Source organism: Ochrobactrum sp. BTU2 (assembly GCF_024539785.1).
GTDB classification, from domain to species: Bacteria; Pseudomonadota; Alphaproteobacteria; order Rhizobiales; family Rhizobiaceae; genus Brucella; species Brucella anthropi.
In genome coordinates, this window is record NZ_JAHWRG010000013.1 from 1 (window position 1) to 20037 (window position 20037).

The following is a 20037-nucleotide window of genomic DNA, read 5'->3' on the forward strand; positions in this document are numbered from 1 at the left end:
GGAATTATGGTAGATTGCAACTCACCGTGCAACTGCACAACAAAATGGCACCGCCAACGGATATGCCCCGCTTACCCGCTTAACCCCTGAACATTACCCGCACTCCATAGACTAACATAGTCAATGTATTGGATAAATTCTCCGATATGAAATCGAATAAATGCCTTACTTTCGTTACATAGACGCTATCTTTCTGTCCCTCTAACATCCGATAAGTATAGGTTATCGAAGCTTATTGATTTGAAGCCGCAAATCAGTGAAAGTCAGGCAAAGCCGCGCCGCTGAAGGCCCGTTTTCAGGCCCACCAAGGAGTTTTTTGCCCGTGTCATCACCGAAAGTTTCTTCTGAAGAACAGCGCGCCGAAACGCTCGACACAATTGCCGCCGTCTTGCCGATGAACCGGCGCGACATGCTGGCAGGCATTTTGACAGACGACGATGTCGAGACGCTGCGCCATCTGGTCAATGAAGGCATGGGTGAAAACACGCTACGCGCGCTGACTTCGGATCTGGCCTATCTTGAAGCCTGGTCGACGGCTGCAACCGGCAATCCCCTTCCCTTCCCGGCGCCGGAAGCACTGCTCCTGAAATTCGTCGCCCATCATTTGTGGCGCCCCCAGCAACGCGAGATCGAACCGGATCACGGCATGCCGGCTGGCGTGGAAGAGGAATTGCGCCAACAAGGCTTTCTGCGCGTGTCGGGACCGCATGCACCGGCAACCGTCCGTCGTCGTCTCGCCAATTGGTCGACGCTGACCCGCTGGCGGGGTCTGGAAGGGTCGTTTTCATCGCCGTCCGTCAAATCGGCAATCCGGCTTGCGGTGCGCGCCCTGAACCGGCCCCGCAGCCGCAAGAGTGCCAATGCCATTACCGGTGATATTCTGGGCAAGCTGCTCGCAACCTGTTCCGGCGAAGATCTCACCGCTATCCGGGATCGGGCTATCCTGATGGTGGCCTTTGCCTCCGGCGGGCGCAGGCGCAGCGAAGTCGCCGGCTTGCGTCTAGAACAGCTTGTCAAACAGGCCCCTGTCACCGATGTGGACGGCTCTCCCCTCCCCTCGCTCGGTATCCACCTCGGTCGCACCAAAACCAGTGGTGCCGATCACGATGAAACTGTCTATCTGACCGGCCGACCCGTCGAAGCCCTGACCCGCTGGCTGGAAGCAGCCAGGATCGACAAGGGCAGTGTGTTTCGAAAAGTCGATCGTTGGGGCAATGTTGCGGGCCGTGCGCTCGAACCAAGCGCCATCAACCAGATTGTCAAACAGCGTGTGCAAATGGCAGGACTCGACCCAAGTGAGTTTTCCGCGCACGGGTTACGCTCCGGCTATCTCACCGAAGCAGCCAATCGTGGTATTCCGCTCCCCGAGGCGATGGAACAATCGCGTCATCGCTCCGTGCAGCAGGCATCCGACTATTACAACAATGCTAAACGGCGGAGCGGGCGGGCGTCTAGGTTGATTTGAGGCTTAGGTTAGGGCAGAAAGACAGTAAAGTAGATGTTGCGAGTGAAATATAGATACAGAGGCAATGGAACTGCTTCGCGACCTCCCCACCCAATTATCTATGTCAGCTGATTAATCATTTCTAACGGGCCGTTACTGATCGAAAGAGAACCGCCGGGAGATAAGCAACTCTGAGCGAATTTGAATCACTTTATTTAGAACCAGATATAGTGTATTTTTCTGCTTCCTTTCCCTGACCATTTAATTTTAAGTCGTTCTTTGCTAGCAGGTAAGACTGCTGATATGACTCACCGTGTGCAAGAGCTCTGTAGAACGCCCTTGTAAACAGAATCGCAGCGGTGTCGCCTATTGAAACGTCGCAACCTATGACAGCCTCAACATGTGGTGAAATAAGTTTTGATACCGAGTCCGAAAAGCATGCATTTAGTACAACGCACTTAATTGTAGAAACTAGCTCGACAAGACCAGCAAGATCATCGCCTGATACTGCAACGGCTTTTCCTGCTGTATCCTCAAAGACCAACAACCCTGAGTCGCCGTGTCCACTAAAATGTAAAACATCGGGCCTGGAGTTTAGGATCTCGCGCTGAAGTTGATCAGTGCGGATGGCCCAAGCGTGCTCCACCACCACCGGAGATTTCGCGTCACGCACTAAAGCGAGCTGTTCTTTAAGATCGCTCGCCTCCTTGTCGATTTTCAATGGCACTTGGCCTATCGGATTTGCTGCTAAAAATAATACCTTCATTGTTTTTACCTTTTTTGACGGCTCGGGTGTCTTCTGGAACAACCCTGTAACGCCGTGCGTTGATCCAAACAAATCGGACATACCCTCTTTACGAATTAATGTCCTAATCTTTCCATACAGATATTTGCCCTCTGCTCCGAGGAGCACTCTATCTGCGAGCTTAGGATTCGCATCAACTATCTCGATTGCTTTATCGAAGTACGGACCGCTGTCATCAGAGAACCTAGCGAAATGCTCGGCGAGCAACTCGATCACATCCGGATCGTTCTCCACGTCGAACCAGCTAATTGTAAGGTCTTCCAAACCATCGTAATAGCTTAGCTTCAGTCCCTTCGCCAAACCCAGCCTTGCCTCGGGCAATTCGTTGAAACTGCCTTCATGGATTATCCGGTGGCGCGTCTTAAGATCGCTTTCTCGCTCAGCAGCGAGTTGCAACAACTTTGCCTGTACGTTGGAAGGTTGGGCTCCGATCATGTCGAATGATATTCCGAGGTCAGCAAGGGTTAATTGTTTATTCTCCAACACTGACCAGACGCTATATTGTCTAACTATGGGATCGTCGTGCTGTCCGAGTTGTTTCACTATTGTTCCATTTGAGTAACGAGGATGCAGCAGATTCTGGATATCCTTGTTCATGCCCACAACTAACAAAGCTAGCTTTAGGACCTCTTTATCTGATTTATCAATATTGATCGACAAACTCGATAAATCTAATTTATCTACGTCAGTCGTCTGCATCGCTGCAAGTATGCGAACGGACGGATCGACGAACGATAACTCAGGCACTGCTTCAAAGTGGCCATGATACATGCGAGAGAGAGCCGCAACAGCGGCAGCAACAATCTCCGGCTCATCTTGGTATTGTTTCATTGCCGCGGAAACATATCGACTGCTGCCTTGACGTGTGCCGATTCTGGCAAGCGTATTAAGGCACCAACGGACAACTTTGTGATCATTCTCACTTAGGACGATGCCATTAATGGTTTTCTCGAACGAGTTTTTCCCTTCGGCATTCAGCTTGTCGCCTTGACGATACCGGCGTGTAAGCTCTTGCAAGGCGACTTTCCGTCTCCTTGCATCACCGTTTTCAATTTCGAACTTAAGGAAGGCTGTCTGACCTGAAGAAATAATCGCCACTAAATTATGCCAACCTCTTCGATGGCTTCCAAAGTAGCCTTACTCCAAGGTTCGAAGTCTTCGATGTCGTTTGGCGAAACTCTCAGGTCAAGCCAGCGTGGATCGTTAAGTGATAACCGGCGAGTTGTTGGTTCAAACCACGAAGGACAAATCCAGTCTAAGACAACTAACAGGACTGGTTGCCCGTTACTACGATGCACGCGTATTGCAAAACGAGGCTGTGGATCTGCAAGTTTCTCGCCGTGAACCGCTACAGCAGAGATATCCAAATCAGATAAAATAGAGTTGAGAGCATTTTCCTTGGCGCCGTAGTCACCGTCAGAGAATAATGTGCAGTCAAAAAAGCTGATTACGCCGGGAAATCCTATAGTGCGTTTATTCGTGAATGTGTCAGCATCACTGCGGTATCGACCCGTTCTGTAAGAGAGAACCTCGGTGCCTCGTCGAACAACGGAGAATGTCCACACCACGAGCGCTCTGTCAGTATCCTCACGCGTTTGGAGATAGTGAAGCGCATTGGACGACTCAGCGGTTCTGATGAAGTCATGCCAGTTGGATACTAATTCCCCTCCAAGCCCATTTACAAAGGAAGAGTCCACCGCGAGGAACGGTGCGACATGCAGGTCCCGCGTACGTCTTCTTGCCTCATACTTCTCTTTGTACTTGGCGGGTATCGAAAGATCGCTAACTAATTCATTGAGGAAAAAATACCCCGGTTCTGTACGGAAAAATGCAGAATGTTGGTTGCGTAGTACGTCTTCGCTCAAACGCGCTCTAAGAGTCTTCACCTGGGTTTTGCCATAAAGGTGTCTTGGAACAATTGAAGCTGCGTAGGCTGTTTCAAGGATGCCACCCGCAGTCATAGGGCGCCGAGACGCTCTAAGTACCCGCTGAGCTATCTCAAGATACGAGTCCATCTTTCCTCACGTGAACAAACTACATTCATTTTATACGCCAAGCTTTTAAAGAACAAGACTTCGCTTATTTCAGTTAGCATCATCAAAAGTGGCGCCACCACAGGGAGTCGTGGCTTTATCTGTGCTCAAGAACCGCCATCAGGGTCTGACACCATCGTTATCGTTCTAGCTGAAGCGATCCAGGAAATGGGATTCATTATCAAGAATGCCTGCACGTGACAGCTATCGATATCGACCGCAGATAGCCTCCCGAATTATCACGAGGAATGGTACACGCCAGTCCATGTTAGGGGGAAGGGCAAAGCAGGCTCGCTAAGGCAAATGCATGTTCCCGTGGCGGGCGCTGTCGACGTGAGCGCCAATGTTCAGATAGTTGGCAGCCAGCCCAATGAAGCGGGGAATGGCGGCCAGTTTGCAGCTATTCGAGGCCGTGCCGACCATCTGATTTTCAAGACGAAGAGAAATAATTCTACCGCGGTAGAATCGCGATTAGCCGTGGGATTATTCGTGCTGCTCAATGGTAACATAGTGATTTCCATCAACATCTGATCGGCTGATCACAGACTTCTGATCAGGATTCTACCGCGGTAGAATCGTGATCGATTAGCGGGGCCGTATTGGAATCTCTCAAAAACGGCTTTGGTTAACAAGTTTGTAAAAAAGTAACGAATCGCGGATAGTCTGATTATCGGTATTTGGCACCCATACGAAGGCGTTACCGTTAATGAAGGCAGTAGAATGTTGATGAAGCGTGAATTCTCCTTGATAGATGAACACATCCCGTCGGTTTTGAAGGATGATGCAGCTGAGCTGCAGCATCAACTTAAAACTCATCAGGATCGTATCTATTCACCAACGTCAAAGAAGAGCCTTCGATCGTTTACGCCAAGTGAGGTGACGAACTATCTCGGCATAAGCGAAATCTATCTGAGGAAGCTGGCCCAGGAACTGGAAATTCCAGTCGGGACAAATGGCCGTCGTCTGTATACCCAGGGAGAGTTGAATTTTATTCGGGATGCTCTGCACGCCAAAAACTCCGATGCATTCTACAAAAAAAACCGGGTCGAAGGTGAAGCGCTTCAAGTCATCTCAGTAGTCAATTTTAAGGGTGGTTCATGTAAGACCACCACGGCAGCACACTTATCTGAGTATCTTGCATTTAGGGGACACAGAACGCTCGTTATCGATCTGGATGCACAGGCATCACTAACGGCGATGTTTGGTTTATTGCCTGAGAAAGATGTTCGCGAGGGTGAGACTTTGTATGGTGCTGTCACCTACGATAATCCCCGGCCAATCCAAGAGGTCATCAGAAAGACCTATATCGACAATCTGGATCTTATACCGGGTAATCTTGAGCTTATGGAATTCGACCATGAAGCTCCGTTGGCGATGCAGGCCGGTTCCAAACAGCCAATGTTTTTCACACGCATCTCCAACCGGCTGGAGGAGATTGAGGGCGAGTACGACGTCGTTATCATCGATTGTCCGCCGCAGCTTGGTTTTCTCACTATGTCGGCACTCTGTGCGTCCACGTCGCTACTTATAACTATTCACCCCGAAATGCTCGATGTTATGAGCATGTCCCAGTTTTTAAAGTCCACCGCTGATTTGATGGACGTTGTGGATAGAGCTGGAGGATCGACGACGTCGCGTTGGATACGTTATTTGCTGACGCGCTTCGAACCCAATGATGGCCCTCAACAGCAAATGGCCGGTTTCATGCGTTCAATATTTGGAAAACGATTGTTGAACAATCCCGTTTTGAAATCGACTGCGGTTTCGGATGCTGGGATCACAAAGCAGACACTCTATGAAATTGACCGCACTCAATTCCATAGAGCGACCTACGACCGTGCCGTGGAATCCATGAATAATGTGAATTCCGAAATTGAAGACCTCATCAGACAAGTTTGGGGGAGGGCGAAATAATGTCTCGTAAAAATCTCTTGCAGTTCGATGTTAGCCCTAGGGACAAGACCAGTAATGAAGAAGCAGCAAAAAGCTTTGGGCCATCGTCAGAGATTCGGAACATGGATCCGGCCAGCGACATACCTGCCAATCCGGTCAGCCGTGCTTTAAGAGGCATCGAAGAAAAAGCTGCGCGGTCGAACGAATACGACGAGAAAATTGCAGCGGGATTAGTCATCTATGAGCTAGATCATCAGCTTATCGATTTTTCGTTCATCAAAGATCGGATTGATCTTGAATCCGCAGCGATTGATGATCTGAAGGAGAAGATATCGGAAGTTGGTCAGAGTTCGCCTATTCTCGTCCGTCCGCATCCAACGGCAACTGGTCGGTATCAAATAGTCTACGGCCATCGTCGATATTTAGCGACAAAAGCGCTTGGTATCCCTGTTAAGGCAATAATCAAGGGCGTTGATGATAGAGAGTTGATCATCGCCCAAGGCCAAGAAAATAATGATCATGTGGGACTATCATTTATCGAACGTGCTCAGTTTGCTTTTGGCATACGCGCATTGGGCTATGAACTTGACGTTGTAATGCAAGCCATAAATGCTAATCAGTCGCTCGCTTACAAGATGCTGTCCATTGCTGAAAAAATTGGTCCGGAGCTTATCGCTAAGATCGGCCCTGCGCCTGGCATCGGACGTCGTAAGTGGGAAGAATTAGTCGATAAATTGAATGCAGCAAATTTCGCAGCAACTGACTTTCTGCAACAAAACGACATTCAGAAACTCGACAGCGATCAACGATTTGAAGCGTTGCTTCGATTTACTGATGAACAAAATGTCATCAGTAACGAGCCTCGAGCAAGACAGCTTTCTACCGCGGTAGAATCGAAAGGCCCTGAAACATGGACCTCGCCAAATAATGATTTGATAGTTCAAATGAAACCTAATGCGAAATCCTTTGAGCTTTCATTCAAGAAGCCTCAATCCCATCGCTTTGGGGTTTGGCTCTCCAACAGGATGAGCCAACTTTACAGCGAATTCCAAGATTCTGAGAACACTGAGAACAAAAACGGAGAGTAACGCGCAAAAAGAAAAAAGCTCCCAAAACGTCGCCGTCGTGGAAGCCCTTCTCGATTTGTAGCAGGATCAAGAATCGCATTTCCTCGAATCACTGTCAAGAGTCTTTGGCACCGTTTTGGTGAGTGGATTTCTTTTGCCTGAAGGAAGGTGAAGGACAATGCAGCTTGGAAATGTGACGACGCCCTTTGGGCGGCGGCCGGCGAAGCTTGCGCTCGTGAAGCGCCAGTTTGCCAAGCCCGAAGTGAGGGCAGGGCAGGCAGTCGACAAATGGAAAGTGTTCCGTGACGTATGCGAAGCGCGAACGATGCTTGGCATTCAAGATCGCGCGCTATCCGTATTGAACGCATTGCTGAGCTTCTATCCGGATGGCGAGCTGTCCGATAAGGCAGGTTTGATCGTTTTCCCATCCAATGCACAACTTACCGTTCGTGCCCACGGTATATCCGGCGCAACGCTTCGCCGTGCGCTCGCAGCGCTCATCGATGCAGGACTGATTGAGCGTCGTGATAGCCCGAATGGAAAGCGATATGCGCACCGGGATAGGGCAGGGAAGGTCGAAGAGGCGTTTGGCTTCAGTCTGGAGCCGTTGTTGGCCCGTCATGCAGAACTCGCGCAGCTGGCCCAGCAGGTGGCCGAAGAAGCCCGTCTATTCCGTCGCGCGAAAGAAGCTTTGACCATCTGTCGTCGCGATGTTCGGAAGCTAATTACAGCAGCGATGGAAGAGGGCATTTCCGGCAACTGGATTCATATGGAGACCGTTTACGTCGATCTTATGAGCCGCCTTCCACACTCTCCATCACGTCAAATCGTTGAAAGCTTACTCGAAGAGATGAAGTTGTTGCGCGAGGAAGTCATCAACCAGTTGGAAATTCACGCAAATTTCAATGAAATGAGCGGCAATGATGATCATAATGAGCATCACATACAGAATTCAAATACCGAATCCACCGCTGAATTTGAACCTCGCTCTAGAAAAGAGCAGGGGGCAACCGAAGCTCTAGTCGGACCAAAGACGAGCACGCCATTGAAAGCGTTCTCATTGGCTATGGTGCTGCAGGCATGTCCTCAAATCACCGATTATGGGCCGGCCGGCTCAATAGCAAACTGGCGAGACCTCATGTCAGCCGCGGTTGTGGTCCGATCGATGCTTGGTGTCAGTCCAAGTGCCTATCAGGAGGCCTGCGAAATAATGGGACAGGAAAATGCAGCCGTCGTGATTGCCTGCATTCTGGAACGTTCCGGACACATCAAATCGGCTGGTGGGTACTTGCGGGATTTAACTTCAAGGGCGGAGCGCGGCGAATTTTCACTTGGTCCGGTCATCATGGCTCTGCTCAGGTCAAACGCGCAGCATTTGAGCGTGGCGGGATAGTTATGTTTTTATGTGAACATTGCGCTTTTGAGAAAGCTTGTAATGTCAAAGGCGTCACGTCTAGCTTCGTAGTCGATAGACTATGAGGTATGTTGGCAAGCCGACAATCCAGGCGCCGTGTACTGTTAATACCATTGTTGCGAAGCCAAGCAAATCTTCGATGTTTGTGTCGTTTTTCACCCTCTTCGGCAACGGCCTCGATTATCTGGGCCTATCGGAACGAATAGTTCAATCCCGATTTTTGCCAAGCAGAGCAGCACGGATAAGGTCTCTCTTGCTTTGTGGATCAGCCACCACAAGAGGGGCGGAATGTTGCTTGGTAGTCTCGGTATTTTTCTGTTTAAACGTCGACAAGCATTTTTCAGCGTTCTGTCGATCATCGTCTGAAACAGGTTCCACAGGGTTGCCATTGCAATCATAACGCATGGCGCCTTCCTGGCGGCAAGCGAGATAATAGCGTTTAGAATGAACATATGCACCGATCGCACGACGTAATGCGGTTACACTGGCTTCTGAACTGAGGAGCGGAGAAAGTTGCTGGAAAAAACCAATTGATACCGGGCGGATGGGGTCACCGATCTCAGTAGGTAAAACGGCTAGCGATTGCGTCAATAAAGCCTGAATTGCGGAAGATCTACGGAGATCCTTTTCCGTAGCGATTATCGGCTTCTGATTCATTTTGAAAATACCCCCATCTAAAAGTTAGACTCGGCTTTATGAATAGAATGTGGGCACAGTTTGACCTTCGTCGCCGTTATGCTGCGCGGTATCTCTGAATTTGGATAAGGAAGTCTTTCGCCGCTCCCCAAGCCACTCCTTGCACGCGGGTAGGTTATAGCTTATATATTAGCTAAGTTAGCTAATGGAGGCTGAAATGCAGGTCACAGTCCACGCGGCAAAAACAAACTTGTCAAAGCTTATCGAGGCGGCACTGGCAGGCGAAGAGGTTATCATCGCCAAGGGCAAGCGTCCCGTCGTAAGGATCGTCCCCGTTCCTCAGAACGGATTCACGATTGGCCTGTTGAAAGGGCAACTGACAGGATCTGGACCCGATTTCTTCGAGCCGATGAGCGACGATGAGTTGGCGCTTTGGGAGGGTGGCGAGTGAAGCATATCCTGCTCGACACCCACACATGGACCTGGTCGCTGGCGGCGGACGCCCGCCTCTCAGTCATTGCCACGGAGGCCATTGAGCAGGCAGAGACGGTTTCAATCAGCGCCATTAGCTTGTTCGAGATTGGACAAAAGGTCCGGCTGGGCAAATGGCCGGAAATGGAGCCGTTTCTCCCCCGGTTGGTCGGGCTTGCCGACGAACAGGGCGGACGACTTGTGGAAGTATCGGCAGAGGCAAGCCTTCTTGCCGCTACGTTGGAATGGGCGCACCGCGATCCATTTGACAGGTTCATTGCGGCAACAGCGATCACGCGCGGATTGACGCTTGTCTCGGCTGATACTGCTTTCGATGCGTTGGTGTCCGAACCATCGTGGCCGGGACGGGTCTGGTGAGGTAAAAGTAGGATGTTGGAATCTATTTTGGGATATGGAATAATCCGCCGAAACAAGATCGGATGGAAAAGCGCCATGTTGCCCAAATATCTCCGGCCCGTGTTCGACCGTGAAGCCTATGGGCCGATTTCCAAGACGGAAAAGGCGGTACGCTTTGCCGTGTTCGTTCCCTTGTCTGTTCTATGCATGATTCCCGCTGTGGCGGCTCTTTTCTCCTTGGTAGCATCAAGGGGAATGATACCTGCGCGTATTTTTTCTGACGAAACAGGCACTATGACAACGCTACAAATCGCGATGTTCATTATAACGCCAATTCTATTTTTAATCGGTCTTGGCATACGGAAATATTGCTTGCCGTTTGATTGACTGTCGCAGGGGTGCGCATAAAAATACCGGCTCCAAGCCGGTATTTTTATGCCTTCTGAATTCCCGCTAATTCGTATCTTTGGATTTGTTCGTTCCTTCCAATCGTCGCTGTCTGTGTCCCAGTAGCGCGGCTCCAGACTGCTTAGTATCTGATTGCATCATTTTCATTTGAGCAGCAGCACTCAGGCCGGTACGGAGGGAAGACTGACTATCCAACTGGTCGCCAATGTCGTCGAACCAACGAAATACGCGGCCCGGGAAGGAGGCGATCAGCGAGAACGATAGTTCAATGATTGCCAGATATACGAAGACCATAAAAAACCCTATGACGCACATGCCTGCGTACCATGCGAAGCTAGTCCAACTGTCTGCTACTAAGGACTGCGAAGAGGTCAACGCATAATAAAGTCCAGCGTTCAAAAGATTGCCGGCAATACGAAATGCGATCATGCCCGCCAGCAAACCGAACAACATCAAAGTTGGCGTCAGGAGCAAGGAGAGCAGCAGGACATAACCCTTGCGAGCATGTGAGCCAGTCAGGCCATGCCCTCCCATCGAAAAGTGTGCGATGGTCCATAGAGGCGCTGCAAAAACTGCTTCAATCACTAGGATGATGAAGGAAATCAGCGCCATCACCCAAATGATGGTCGGCATCATGGGCATAACGAAGGCTAGAGTACTTCCAAAGGCCATTAGCGCAAGAAGCGCAGGCCCCATAATCGTTCCGAGCGTCGTCGCGGCACCGCCAACAAAGGGCATACCACCAAATAATACAATGGCAGCAGTAGCAATTCCGGCAATGGTCGTCATCTGGATACCAAATAGTACCAGAGCGTTCATAGGGTCAGTGACTGAGGAATCCGGTGCAAAGAGCGCAATGCTTTCCAGAACACCGCCAGAGGTTGGAAGGATGTTGGCCAGATCGCCGCCATTATCTGCGAAGGCCAGACGCTCATTTGTGAACGCCTTGATACCGCTCCGGGCGACAGATTCGTTCCACCATTCAACGGTTCCGTTATAGGTGGCGGTTATCTGGTTGAGGAATTTCTTTGCATCACCTTCGGCAGAGCCAAAAATGTAGGTGTTGTTGGCCGCATATTGTGATGACAGCGCAGTAAAGGACGAGCCGCTTGGATTGGACGCACCGCCAATAGCACCGCCTGGTGTAGTCGTCGGCATCATCAATCCAACTGAGTTAGCATCCGACGAAAGGCGGGAAATCAACTGATAATAGAAACCGGCCTGCGACCAGCCCCCATTTGTCACGTTGATGGAAAGCTTTTGTTCCTTGCTGTCGCCCGGTGTGATGATTTTTATATCGTCACTCTGATTAAACGCTGTTTGCGCAGACTGATTAATCCGGTCCGTACCGATGTATTTTGATAATAGCTCGCTCTGCATGCCGCGCCACAGTTCCATATCGGTGGCAAGGTTGCGGTAGGCGGGCAAGATCTGTCTTGTGGAGACTGCGACGGCCAGCTCGTCCGCCACTTTGGAAAACGCATTCGCCATGACGACAACGTTTGCCTGCTGGCCTTGCAGAAGCTCATTGAACTTGGCGCTGACTGTTTTGCTCAGATCATCCTTGCCGGTCGTATTGGCAGTTTCGGCCAGACGCCGGAAGCCAACAGTTTCGGTAGGCAACGAGACTTTGCCACAGGCCGCGCTATCTTCCGGAAGGCCGTATTGCAGAACACGAACACCGGCCAGAGTACTCCATGTCGCAGAAATGCCCTTCATGTCGTCGCCAGCCTTGGCGACTTCATAATTATAGACGGCACGGCACAGTTCCATGCGAAACAGAGCCTGCAAAAACTGGCCGTCTGCACTATCGGTATCGGCGGCAAGCACCGGCACTTTTTGCTCGACAACCAGTTTAGCGGTCTGATCCCAGAAGAAAGTTGCGGACGCAGTTCCGACCTTGACGATATAGGCCGAAACGACCTGGGCCGAATTGTAACCGCCGGGATGAACCGGAGCTAGCGCAGCAGCAGCAATAACAATTCTGACCGGAACCCAGATTGTGGAGTGGCGGCTACCGAGAACTTCGCCCTCATTGGCGGTATCGGCAGTCGCGATGAAGACGTTGTAGACGAAAATTACCAGCCCTATTGAGAAGAACAGGACGTTGAAATTAAACATCAGCGTCGAAATGAGTGTTTCGTCGTTCGGCCCGTCGAAGAGCGGCCCGAAGATCATATTCAGATAGGAATTGGTTCGTGGATCGCCATTGCCACTAATAATATCAACGACATTGATTTCCTCGGCGGCGCTGGCCTTAGAAACCGCAAAGGCTAAGAACGTCATCCATGACCATAGCAAGCGTTTAATCATCGGTGACTTTCCTTATTTCGGTCGATCCACGGTTTTTGCCAAAGAGAAATCCGCGCATTGATCCCATGCGTCGCTGCCTTATCTGCCAGCCGCGATAGGAAGCGCGCACGGCCAGCAGGAAAAAGGCGCAGCTAAGCAAAATGAGGCTGAAAATACCTGTCAGTGACAGGGTGTAAAAGAAATAGAGCGTGGGAATGAGCGCCAGACAAACGGCGGCAGAACCGAGAAAAATGGAGTTCTCTCGGTCCCACTTATAAATTGCGGCCTGAATATCCTCCTCACCAAGATCACCGACCAGATGCCAGAAACGGCGATAGCCGCCGTCATCATCTTGAAAGGAAAAGCCGCCTTCTTCTGGCTTGGGATAAGTGCGAAAGGCTCCCAAGCCGTCTTTTGCGGCTTTATATCCTTGCCGTGCGCCACGACCGACATCCTGATATGATTGAGCTCGCCACCGAACATATCGGCCAAAGACTCCAAATCGCTCTTTCTTTTCTCTGTCAGCCATGAGGCTTATCCTCTCTGATCGAATGCAGATCAGGTTCCGCTACCTGCTTCCATCGGAATATTCGTCGTGTGCGTGTCGCGGTTATCCAGAATCGTGGAAAGGACAGCAGCCAGAGCGATCGCATTGCGGCGCTCCAGATCAAAACGCATCCATTCGATTTGTTGTGTTAGCGCGGTTGCAAGCAACTGTTCGCGCTGAACAGCATCTGGCGACATACGCGCAAGCTGTTCATGCCATTTGGCGTTCGGGAAGCGGGAGCGCACGAAAATATCCATCGCCTGCAATTGCGATACCTGATCACCAATCTGATAGGGATAACCTTGCGGCGCGGCTTTCTTTGCCCATGCAGCCAATTCCGAGCTACCCGTAGGGGTCGCCAGATCGCCAATGTAGCTCATGATGGCATGTGCGGCTGATCTACGGCTTGCATCGACTTCACGGGCTGCAATCTGTGCACGGCCCGCTGGCGTTTTGCTTTCGGCTTCCGTAATGGGCTTGGCCGGGATCGGATCGACAATATTGTTTACGAGCCGGATATGTGCACCTGCAATTTCTTTCTTCGTCGTATCAAGCGTGATGGCGTCAGTGATCAGACGGGCATCGCTTGTCGGATCGGCAAAGCCGCCGACACCCTTAAAGCGGTCACGATCGGTAATAATGGCGTTGGCGACAGCAAGTCCGCCCTGGGCAACCGGTGCGCCGATATCTTCATTGCCATAAGACCAATTGCGGGAGGCATTGGTAATGTCCTTGCCGCTCAATCCTTGGCCACCGCCCGCCTTACCGATGGAGAATATGCCGGACAGATCCACACATGCCGAAGAAGCAGGATCATAGCGTCCACTTTCAGCGATACCGCGTGCAATTTGCTTCTGTCTGGTCACGTCATTGACTTGTGCAGCTTCGGTAATGCGCTTTTGAGCTTCCGTTGCCCGTTTGGAGTAGGCGCTAAGCTGCGCAACGCCCTGCAAGATCGTATTGGCAATATCATTGCCAACATCTGTCGTGTGGTCATTAACGCGGTTCACCCCGTCATTGACGATGTTGCGAATGCTACCGCAATCGCAATCCGCCAATGCCGACTGTGATCCTGCAATAATTGAAACGAATGACGCCGCAGCCAGAAATGCAATCTTCTTCATCGGCTCAGTTCCCGTACAAATTCTGGTAAAGATCGTTCATGATGGACTGCGCGTTTTCTCGCGGGCCGGAATCCTGCACGTTCGATCCGCTTTGGCCTATCCCGCCTTGCCCGATGCTGAAATCAATGTCCGGACCACCGCTGGCGCCCATGCCGGGAAGATTGAGACCCTGCAATTGCGGAAACTGAAATGCGTTCTGCAGCGGCTCGGTCAGCTTGCTAATTTGCTCTTGCGCCATCGAGCAAACCTGATTTTCCGCATCAGACAAAGCCTTGTTGAAAATTGCGGACAGGTCGGGAATCGTGATCGCAATATCCAGATTGGTGTCCATCAGGCTATCAAGGCAGCTTAGACCGGATAAAGGAGCAGGCATTTTCAATGCCGCTTCCTGCCGTTTGACTTCGCCCTCAATGCCGCTGTTGATTGCGTCCTTGAGGCTGACTTTCACCGTTTCAAGACAACCTTCGCCCGCGCCTTGGAAAAGGTCATCGCCAACTTCGGCATGTGCCGCCGCTGGAGCAGCCAGCAACAAAATACTCAAAAGAAGCTTGCGCATTACAGGTTCTCCTTTTCGCCCTGAAACGGCGGCCTTTCCTGAATAAGAACGGGCCGGACATTGCCGATGCCCGGAAAGCCTGCCGTGTCCTGAAACATGGGATCGCCGCCAGCAGGCGCACCGCCTATGCCGTTGCTGATACCGGAGTTGCCAGCACCGTTCGCCATGCGTTTCATGACGTAGGCTTGCAATTCCTCGTAGGATTTGAAGCCGTTTGCGGTCAGGTAGCTTGCGGGCAATACGCTTGGGTCAAATCCGGATGCGACCCATTGATTGAGAGCGCCCGCACCCAGAAAATGCGATGCCTGCAACAATCCATCTTCGGTAATGAGAACGCCATTGACGGTCTGCCCGACAAGTCCGCGTGTCTGCGAAGACATGGAAGCCCAATTCTCCGATGCCAATTCCTGATTAGCCCTGTCTTGCAGACTTGCGCCCGCAGACGAATAACGAAGATCGCTGACCGAGCTAACACCCGCAGCGGTTGCCTTATCCGTAAAGGAATAATTCGAATAATCCGATTTGCTGCCGGAACCATTGTAAGAAATATAGCCGAGATTTGCCCATGTTCCGGCTGTTATCTGGTAGCGTCCCAGAGCGGACGAGCCGCCTTGGTTCATGATGGAATAGGAGTTGCCGCCCTCATACTTGGCAATGCTGTCGTTATAGTCTGCCAAGGCTGCAAAGGATCCAAACGCCAGCGATAGCGCAAGAATGCTTGATCCGAAAAAGCGACGAGCATTCATTTGCGGTCCCTCCCGGCAATGATGGGTGTTTGGGCATCAATGGTGAAATCTGGCTTCAACCCGCCAAGCTGATATACGGTCAGTCCCTTGGACGTGACGGTTTCAATAAGCGGGTTGGCGTCCTTATCGCGAAGCGGAGAGGCACCGGCTTGCGATTCAATGGCATCGTAATTGCCGACAAGTTCCGACTTCTCATTGAGAACGAAAGCCGGACAATTCAATTGCCCGCAATAATATGGGCTTTGAATGGAAACGATTGCGCCGGTTCCGTTCTTCAAAGGAAGATCGAGAACCGAATAGGTCGTGTCGTCGCGCTTCTCACCTGTACCGGCTGATAGCGCCGCATCGACTGCCCGCTTTTCCTCTGGCTTGGCATCGCGATAAAGGAATTTGTATTCGGCAAGCCCCGGCCAGTATTCATCGCCGGTCCATTGCCACATGCGCGATCCATCATAGATTCCGCGCATTCCGTTATCGCCTAGCGGCCCAAGCTGAAATTCCTTGGCCGTACCCCGCCACAATTCCAGCCATTGCTTGTCATCGTAGAACAGGACGGCATAGGTGCAATTATCCGTGCAGGTACGTTCCGTCGAAAGACGAACAACCATTTGCTCATAGCCATCGTCAGGCTCCTTGAGCCAGACGCGCTTTGCATCGACAAGGCGAAATTTCTTGCCATACATTTTGCGGGCTGTACTCGTCGCCTGGGAATCCGAACCGTCAAAATCGACTTTGATTTCTGGTTGAAATTTCAGATAGCGCAGTTCGTCGCGGGCCAATGCGTCGGACAAACCGACAAGCGTTGATGCGCAGCCAATGCTCATGAAAAGTAATGCTCTAAACATCCCGGAACCCTCTGATAATTTCGTCTGCAATCTGTCGGATCAGGTTTTCTTTGGCGCTTTCATCGACAACGACACCGCGCGCTTCCATCTCGGTTTTGCGCACTTCGATCAGTTCGGACGCCGTACCTTGCGGGAAGCGCTTCGCCAAAACGCGTCGGCCCATTTTGGGGCCGAACGCTTCGTAAATGAGCGAGCGCAAGGCAGTATCGCCTTGGGTGGTGGAAAGCGCCCAACTCTCAATCGGGCCAATGTCGTTGAACAAATATTGCGTGTAGATGCCGGTTTTCAGCTTCATCATCGCTACGAAGGGAGCGCCTTGTCCTGCAATCGGGCCGTTCAGACCGCGCAAGACCGACTGGATTGTCGGTGAGAAATTGAAATTCTCACCTATCGACCTGATGGCACCTTCGGACGGTACATTGCAGAAAAAGAAATTGTTCGCGAGTTCCTGAACTTCTCTATCGAAGTCGTCGATCAGCTGCGAAGCGTAGACCTGTTGGACACCAGTCTTACGCCCAACGCGGGCATCATTTTCATTTTGCTTGCGGAAGAACGCCAGATTGCCGGTTCGATGATATTCATCGTAGGCGAGGCGCTTTTGCATCTGTTTATTGTTCGTCACCCTTTCCAAGTGATAGGCGCGAACATTGGCTGGAATGGAAACCTTATCCAGATCGTCTTCGTGCAGCCAGAAATCAGACGTGATTGTATGGCGGGTCAGCATGTACATAACCGCCGACTGGCGATGTGCATGTGCCCCGGTGTTGGAAGTCACTGCTTCCAAATCAAATGCGATAATACGAGCGTCCGCGACACTAAAGCGGGTAGGGCGGGCAAGGATCGGGAAGTCACGACAGGCGGCAGTCACCATGCGCTGGAACGCAACCACGACCGATTCACTCGTTGATTCAACGCGCATTTCCCGGAACGGCTCTTTGACCGTTTCGCGGTTGGACATGCTCACCAGATCGGCCATGACAGGCACCGCAAAGCGCTGCGCAAGCGTTGCCTCGTGATGCTTGTCCTTATCAAACAGGAACTTGACGACTTCCCACCACGTCGTTTGCGCGTCCGTTTCATATCCCAGAGCATCGAGTGCATTATCAACGTCAACGCTATCGGTTCTCGAATAGCGTTTCGGGTTCATGTCCTCCGAATAATACTCGTATGCTTCGTTGATTGCCGCACGCGCCAAGGCGCTAATGCCGTCATAAGGACTTTCCCGATCATCGGCAGTGCAGCACAGGCAAACGAGATTGACGAGAAATTCCAGTTCGTAAGGAAATGGCTTTTGAACGCACAAGTTCAGGTCGAACGGATTGACGGAATATTCTTCGCGATTTTGCAGCCGCAAATGCATCGCTTCATGACGGCGCGATGCTGGCAGTGCATCCTTGATCAGTTGTATAAGCCCCTGGCTTGAAGGGCCAATATCGATGATGGAAATGCGCGGCAGCAATGATGCGCCTGTTTTGGACCGTCCGACTTGCGGCGACAGGGCAATGGACAGGTTCATGGAATTAGACAGAACCGATTTGCCCGAACCCGGTTGGCCGACAATAATATCAACCCAACCAAGTTGCCGGGACGATCCGGGATTATACGGCCAAAGCTTACCGTCCTTTGTGCGGAACAGGATCACGCCACGCCGCCACGGACTGGACGGGCGCGATAATGGCGCAAGCGCGAACACGTCCGTCAGATAAGCCGATGCAACGGGAGCGGTAGACGCAGCATTAAGTCCCATTGTCGAGGACATGATGCATTCAACGGGATCGCCAACCTGCATATCGGTCTGGGTATTGCCCCAACCATGGACGGTCTGGCGAAGTGTGGCGATATCGGAAAGCAGTTGCTTTTCTTCGCCACGGTCACACCATGCCGCGAAAGAAGCGCGCCAGCGAACAATAGTTTCACCGTCACCATTGATTTCACGTGCCGCCTCAAATGCCCGTTTGATGCGACCGTTCGTTATTCTTCCGGTAAAGGTGAGCAGGCTCGCGTAGGTTTCCTTGAACGTTTGCCCCTGAAAACCGCCGCTATCGACCAGCATGGAGACACGCCAAGATATTTTGCGCCTCTGATCAAGCACACGGGAAATCAAGTCGTTGAAGTTGACGACCTGTTCGGGGCCAAGCACCACATCAAAGCCGCAATAGATTTTTGAGCCAAACTCAAAAATGCGGTCGCTTAGAAGCGTGCTGCCTTCGGACATGATCTGGGAACTAAGGGACGGCCAGAGCAGATGAGAAAAATCCTTGCCCTTGTTCTGCAATTCGGTGTCAGGCATTTTTGCCCGCAAATGGTCGCCGGGCAAAACCGCCTTCCAATTGTTGCTAGCCGCCAGAAATTCGGGATTGAGTACGCCTTTAATTTCACTCAATGCCTCGCGAACGTCCAACAATTCAATGTCGAAGCCGCAGCGGCGCGTTTCGCGCTGCAATGACTCAACGATGGAATTGTGGCGGGTCAACAATGCTGGCAAAGCCGGCATTGGTAATTGTGCGGTAGGCGCATGAGGCAATTGCTTCAATTCGTCTGTGACAACGGCGGCGGAGCTACGGCTTTCTTCTCGCGAAAGCAGCGCTGGCCGCGACCACAGGACGATGTAGGCGCGTTCGCCGCTCAGCTTGTCAGGCAAGCGTGAAGCGCGTTCCTCCAGAAGATCGCTCACATCGAGTTCGGCATTCCTCGCAACAGATGCCGTACCCGCCAAGATATTTTCCAGATCGGCCCGCCCGACTTCGGGCAGATGGCCGAACCAGAATTGAAGTGTAAAACCACGTTCACCGAATTGCGAAGCAAGCGACAAACGCAGCTCTGACACGTCTTTTGACAGTTCTGCCGAACCTTTAATGCTCCGGCAACCCTCCAGTCGAAACACACTGACGAGCGAGCCGTCATCAGCAACAAGGGCATTATCGCTATTTGCCGTCACCAGACGGCAATAGCTTTCCAGAGACTTGCGCAGGACGGGGCCGCTCAGGAAATAAGCAAGCCCTTTCAGTGTGTCACGAACAAAAGCCATTAGTTTATCGAGCGCAAAGAGCCGTCAACAGAGGTGGTTTCGGCACCAGAGCCGAAGAAGGTAGCAACGCCCACCCCCAGATATGCCGGAATACCAACGAGACCGGCAGCGACGATGAAGGACATTATGGCCTTGCTGACACCGCTATTGGGATCATGCGGGTTGCGACGATGCTGAAACAGCGTCCACAAGCCAAAGATTGCGGAGATAATGCCCGCGACAAATGCAAGTGAGCCGATCAGATCTGCAACCGGACCAACGGAGTCGGTGCGCAGGCTGGTCGCCATGTCACCAAGTCCGCCTTGCGATTGCGCGAAGGCTGGCGCAGTTGCGATTACCGCCGCAGCGGTCAGAAGGGACGTTTTCATCTT

The 20037-nt window shown here is 51.6% G+C and carries 19 protein-coding genes; 8 read left to right on the top strand and 11 right to left on the bottom strand.

The annotated features are described in order from the left end of the window. Nucleotides 1-322 precede the first annotated feature (322 nt). The gene (locus KWJ32_RS23150) at nucleotides 323-1465 is read left to right on the top strand and encodes a site-specific integrase (protein WP_256886285.1); all 1143 of its coding nucleotides are present in this window, start codon (nucleotides 323-325) and stop codon (nucleotides 1463-1465) included. A 190-nt stretch (nucleotides 1466-1655) separates the two neighbouring features. Here the strand turns inward: KWJ32_RS23150 and KWJ32_RS28315 are convergent, their stop codons facing one another. Beyond that, on the bottom strand, nucleotides 1656-3347 hold the full coding sequence (locus KWJ32_RS28315) for a CHAT domain-containing protein (protein WP_256886286.1): 1692 nt from the start codon (nucleotides 3345-3347) through the stop codon (nucleotides 1656-1658). Next, nucleotides 3347-4264: an HTH domain-containing protein gene (locus tag KWJ32_RS23160; RefSeq protein WP_256886287.1), complete on the bottom strand. Its 918-nt coding sequence runs from the start codon at nucleotides 4262-4264 to the stop codon at nucleotides 3347-3349. The genes KWJ32_RS28315 and KWJ32_RS23160 overlap by 1 nt, the downstream gene beginning before the upstream one ends. A gap of 351 nt (nucleotides 4265-4615) precedes the next feature. Between KWJ32_RS23160 and KWJ32_RS23165 the strand changes: the two genes are divergently transcribed. From KWJ32_RS23165 to repC, 4 genes are all read left to right on the top strand, one after another. Next, nucleotides 4616-4813, top strand: coding sequence for a hypothetical protein (locus KWJ32_RS23165; RefSeq protein WP_125302212.1), 198 nt, complete (start codon nucleotides 4616-4618; stop codon nucleotides 4811-4813). A gap of 189 nt (nucleotides 4814-5002) precedes the next feature. Continuing rightward, complete coding sequence (gene repA, locus KWJ32_RS23170) at nucleotides 5003-6196, top strand: plasmid partitioning protein RepA (protein ID WP_125302214.1); 1194 nt, start codon at nucleotides 5003-5005, stop codon at nucleotides 6194-6196. Beyond that, nucleotides 6196-7263: a plasmid partitioning protein RepB gene (gene repB / locus KWJ32_RS23175; RefSeq protein WP_125302217.1), complete on the top strand. Its 1068-nt coding sequence runs from the start codon at nucleotides 6196-6198 to the stop codon at nucleotides 7261-7263. Before repA ends, repB begins: the two co-directional genes overlap by 1 nt. A 157-nt stretch (nucleotides 7264-7420) precedes the next feature. Continuing rightward, a complete protein-coding gene (gene repC / locus KWJ32_RS23180) occupies nucleotides 7421-8635 on the top strand; it encodes a plasmid replication protein RepC (RefSeq protein WP_256886289.1) in 1215 nt (404 codons plus the stop codon). Nucleotides 8636-8863: 228 nt separating this feature from the next. On the opposite strand, the gene KWJ32_RS23185 is transcribed toward repC, so the two are convergent. Further along, nucleotides 8864-9313: a ProQ/FINO family protein gene (locus KWJ32_RS23185; RefSeq protein WP_109989713.1), complete on the bottom strand. Its 450-nt coding sequence runs from the start codon at nucleotides 9311-9313 to the stop codon at nucleotides 8864-8866. Between the two features lie 196 nt (nucleotides 9314-9509). On the opposite strand from KWJ32_RS23185, the gene KWJ32_RS23190 reads away from it, so the two are divergent. The 3 genes from KWJ32_RS23190 to KWJ32_RS23200 are packed head-to-tail and all read left to right on the top strand — an operon-like array spanning nucleotide 9510 to nucleotide 10507. Beyond that, complete coding sequence (locus KWJ32_RS23190; protein ID WP_038594974.1) at nucleotides 9510-9743, top strand: type II toxin-antitoxin system prevent-host-death family antitoxin; 234 nt, start codon at nucleotides 9510-9512, stop codon at nucleotides 9741-9743. Next, on the top strand, nucleotides 9740-10141 hold the full coding sequence (locus tag KWJ32_RS23195) for a type II toxin-antitoxin system VapC family toxin (RefSeq protein ID WP_256886290.1): 402 nt from the start codon (nucleotides 9740-9742) through the stop codon (nucleotides 10139-10141). Before KWJ32_RS23190 ends, KWJ32_RS23195 begins: the two co-directional genes overlap by 4 nt. Nucleotides 10142-10153: 12 nt before the next feature. Then, complete coding sequence (locus KWJ32_RS23200; protein ID WP_256886291.1) at nucleotides 10154-10507, top strand: hypothetical protein; 354 nt, start codon at nucleotides 10154-10156, stop codon at nucleotides 10505-10507. A 66-nt stretch (nucleotides 10508-10573) separates the two neighbouring features. Here the strand turns inward: KWJ32_RS23200 and KWJ32_RS23205 are convergent, their stop codons facing one another. Genes KWJ32_RS23205 through KWJ32_RS23240 form a run of 8 tightly spaced genes read right to left on the bottom strand, consistent with a single transcriptional unit; the run spans nucleotide 10574 to nucleotide 20034 of the window. Next, nucleotides 10574-12841 (bottom strand): DotA/TraY family protein, encoded by a 2268-nt coding sequence (locus KWJ32_RS23205; protein WP_256886292.1) that lies wholly within the window; start codon nucleotides 12839-12841, stop codon nucleotides 10574-10576. Then, on the bottom strand, nucleotides 12834-13349 hold the full coding sequence (locus tag KWJ32_RS23210; protein WP_128095003.1) for a hypothetical protein: 516 nt from the start codon (nucleotides 13347-13349) through the stop codon (nucleotides 12834-12836). The genes KWJ32_RS23205 and KWJ32_RS23210 overlap by 8 nt, the downstream gene beginning before the upstream one ends. Before the next feature lie 29 nt (nucleotides 13350-13378). Continuing rightward, the gene (locus tag KWJ32_RS23215; RefSeq protein ID WP_256886293.1) at nucleotides 13379-14491 is read right to left on the bottom strand and encodes a hypothetical protein; all 1113 of its coding nucleotides are present in this window, start codon (nucleotides 14489-14491) and stop codon (nucleotides 13379-13381) included. 4 nt (nucleotides 14492-14495) lie between these two features. Then, on the bottom strand, nucleotides 14496-15047 hold the full coding sequence (locus tag KWJ32_RS23220) for a hypothetical protein (protein WP_038594986.1): 552 nt from the start codon (nucleotides 15045-15047) through the stop codon (nucleotides 14496-14498). Then, nucleotides 15047-15793: a hypothetical protein gene (locus tag KWJ32_RS23225; protein WP_128095002.1), complete on the bottom strand. Its 747-nt coding sequence runs from the start codon at nucleotides 15791-15793 to the stop codon at nucleotides 15047-15049. Before KWJ32_RS23225 ends, KWJ32_RS23220 begins: the two co-directional genes overlap by 1 nt. Further along, nucleotides 15790-16617, bottom strand: a complete 828-nt coding sequence (locus KWJ32_RS23230; RefSeq protein WP_038594990.1) for a hypothetical protein — start codon at nucleotides 16615-16617, stop codon at nucleotides 15790-15792. Before KWJ32_RS23230 ends, KWJ32_RS23225 begins: the two co-directional genes overlap by 4 nt. A gap of 13 nt (nucleotides 16618-16630) precedes the next feature. Next, complete coding sequence (locus KWJ32_RS23235) at nucleotides 16631-19666, bottom strand: hypothetical protein (RefSeq protein ID WP_256886294.1); 3036 nt, start codon at nucleotides 19664-19666, stop codon at nucleotides 16631-16633. Beyond that, nucleotides 19666-20034 carry a hypothetical protein gene (locus KWJ32_RS23240; protein ID WP_125302236.1) on the bottom strand — a complete coding sequence of 123 codons (369 nt, stop codon included), beginning with the start codon at nucleotides 20032-20034 and terminating at the stop codon, nucleotides 19666-19668. Before KWJ32_RS23240 ends, KWJ32_RS23235 begins: the two co-directional genes overlap by 1 nt. Nucleotides 20035-20037 lie beyond the last annotated feature (3 nt).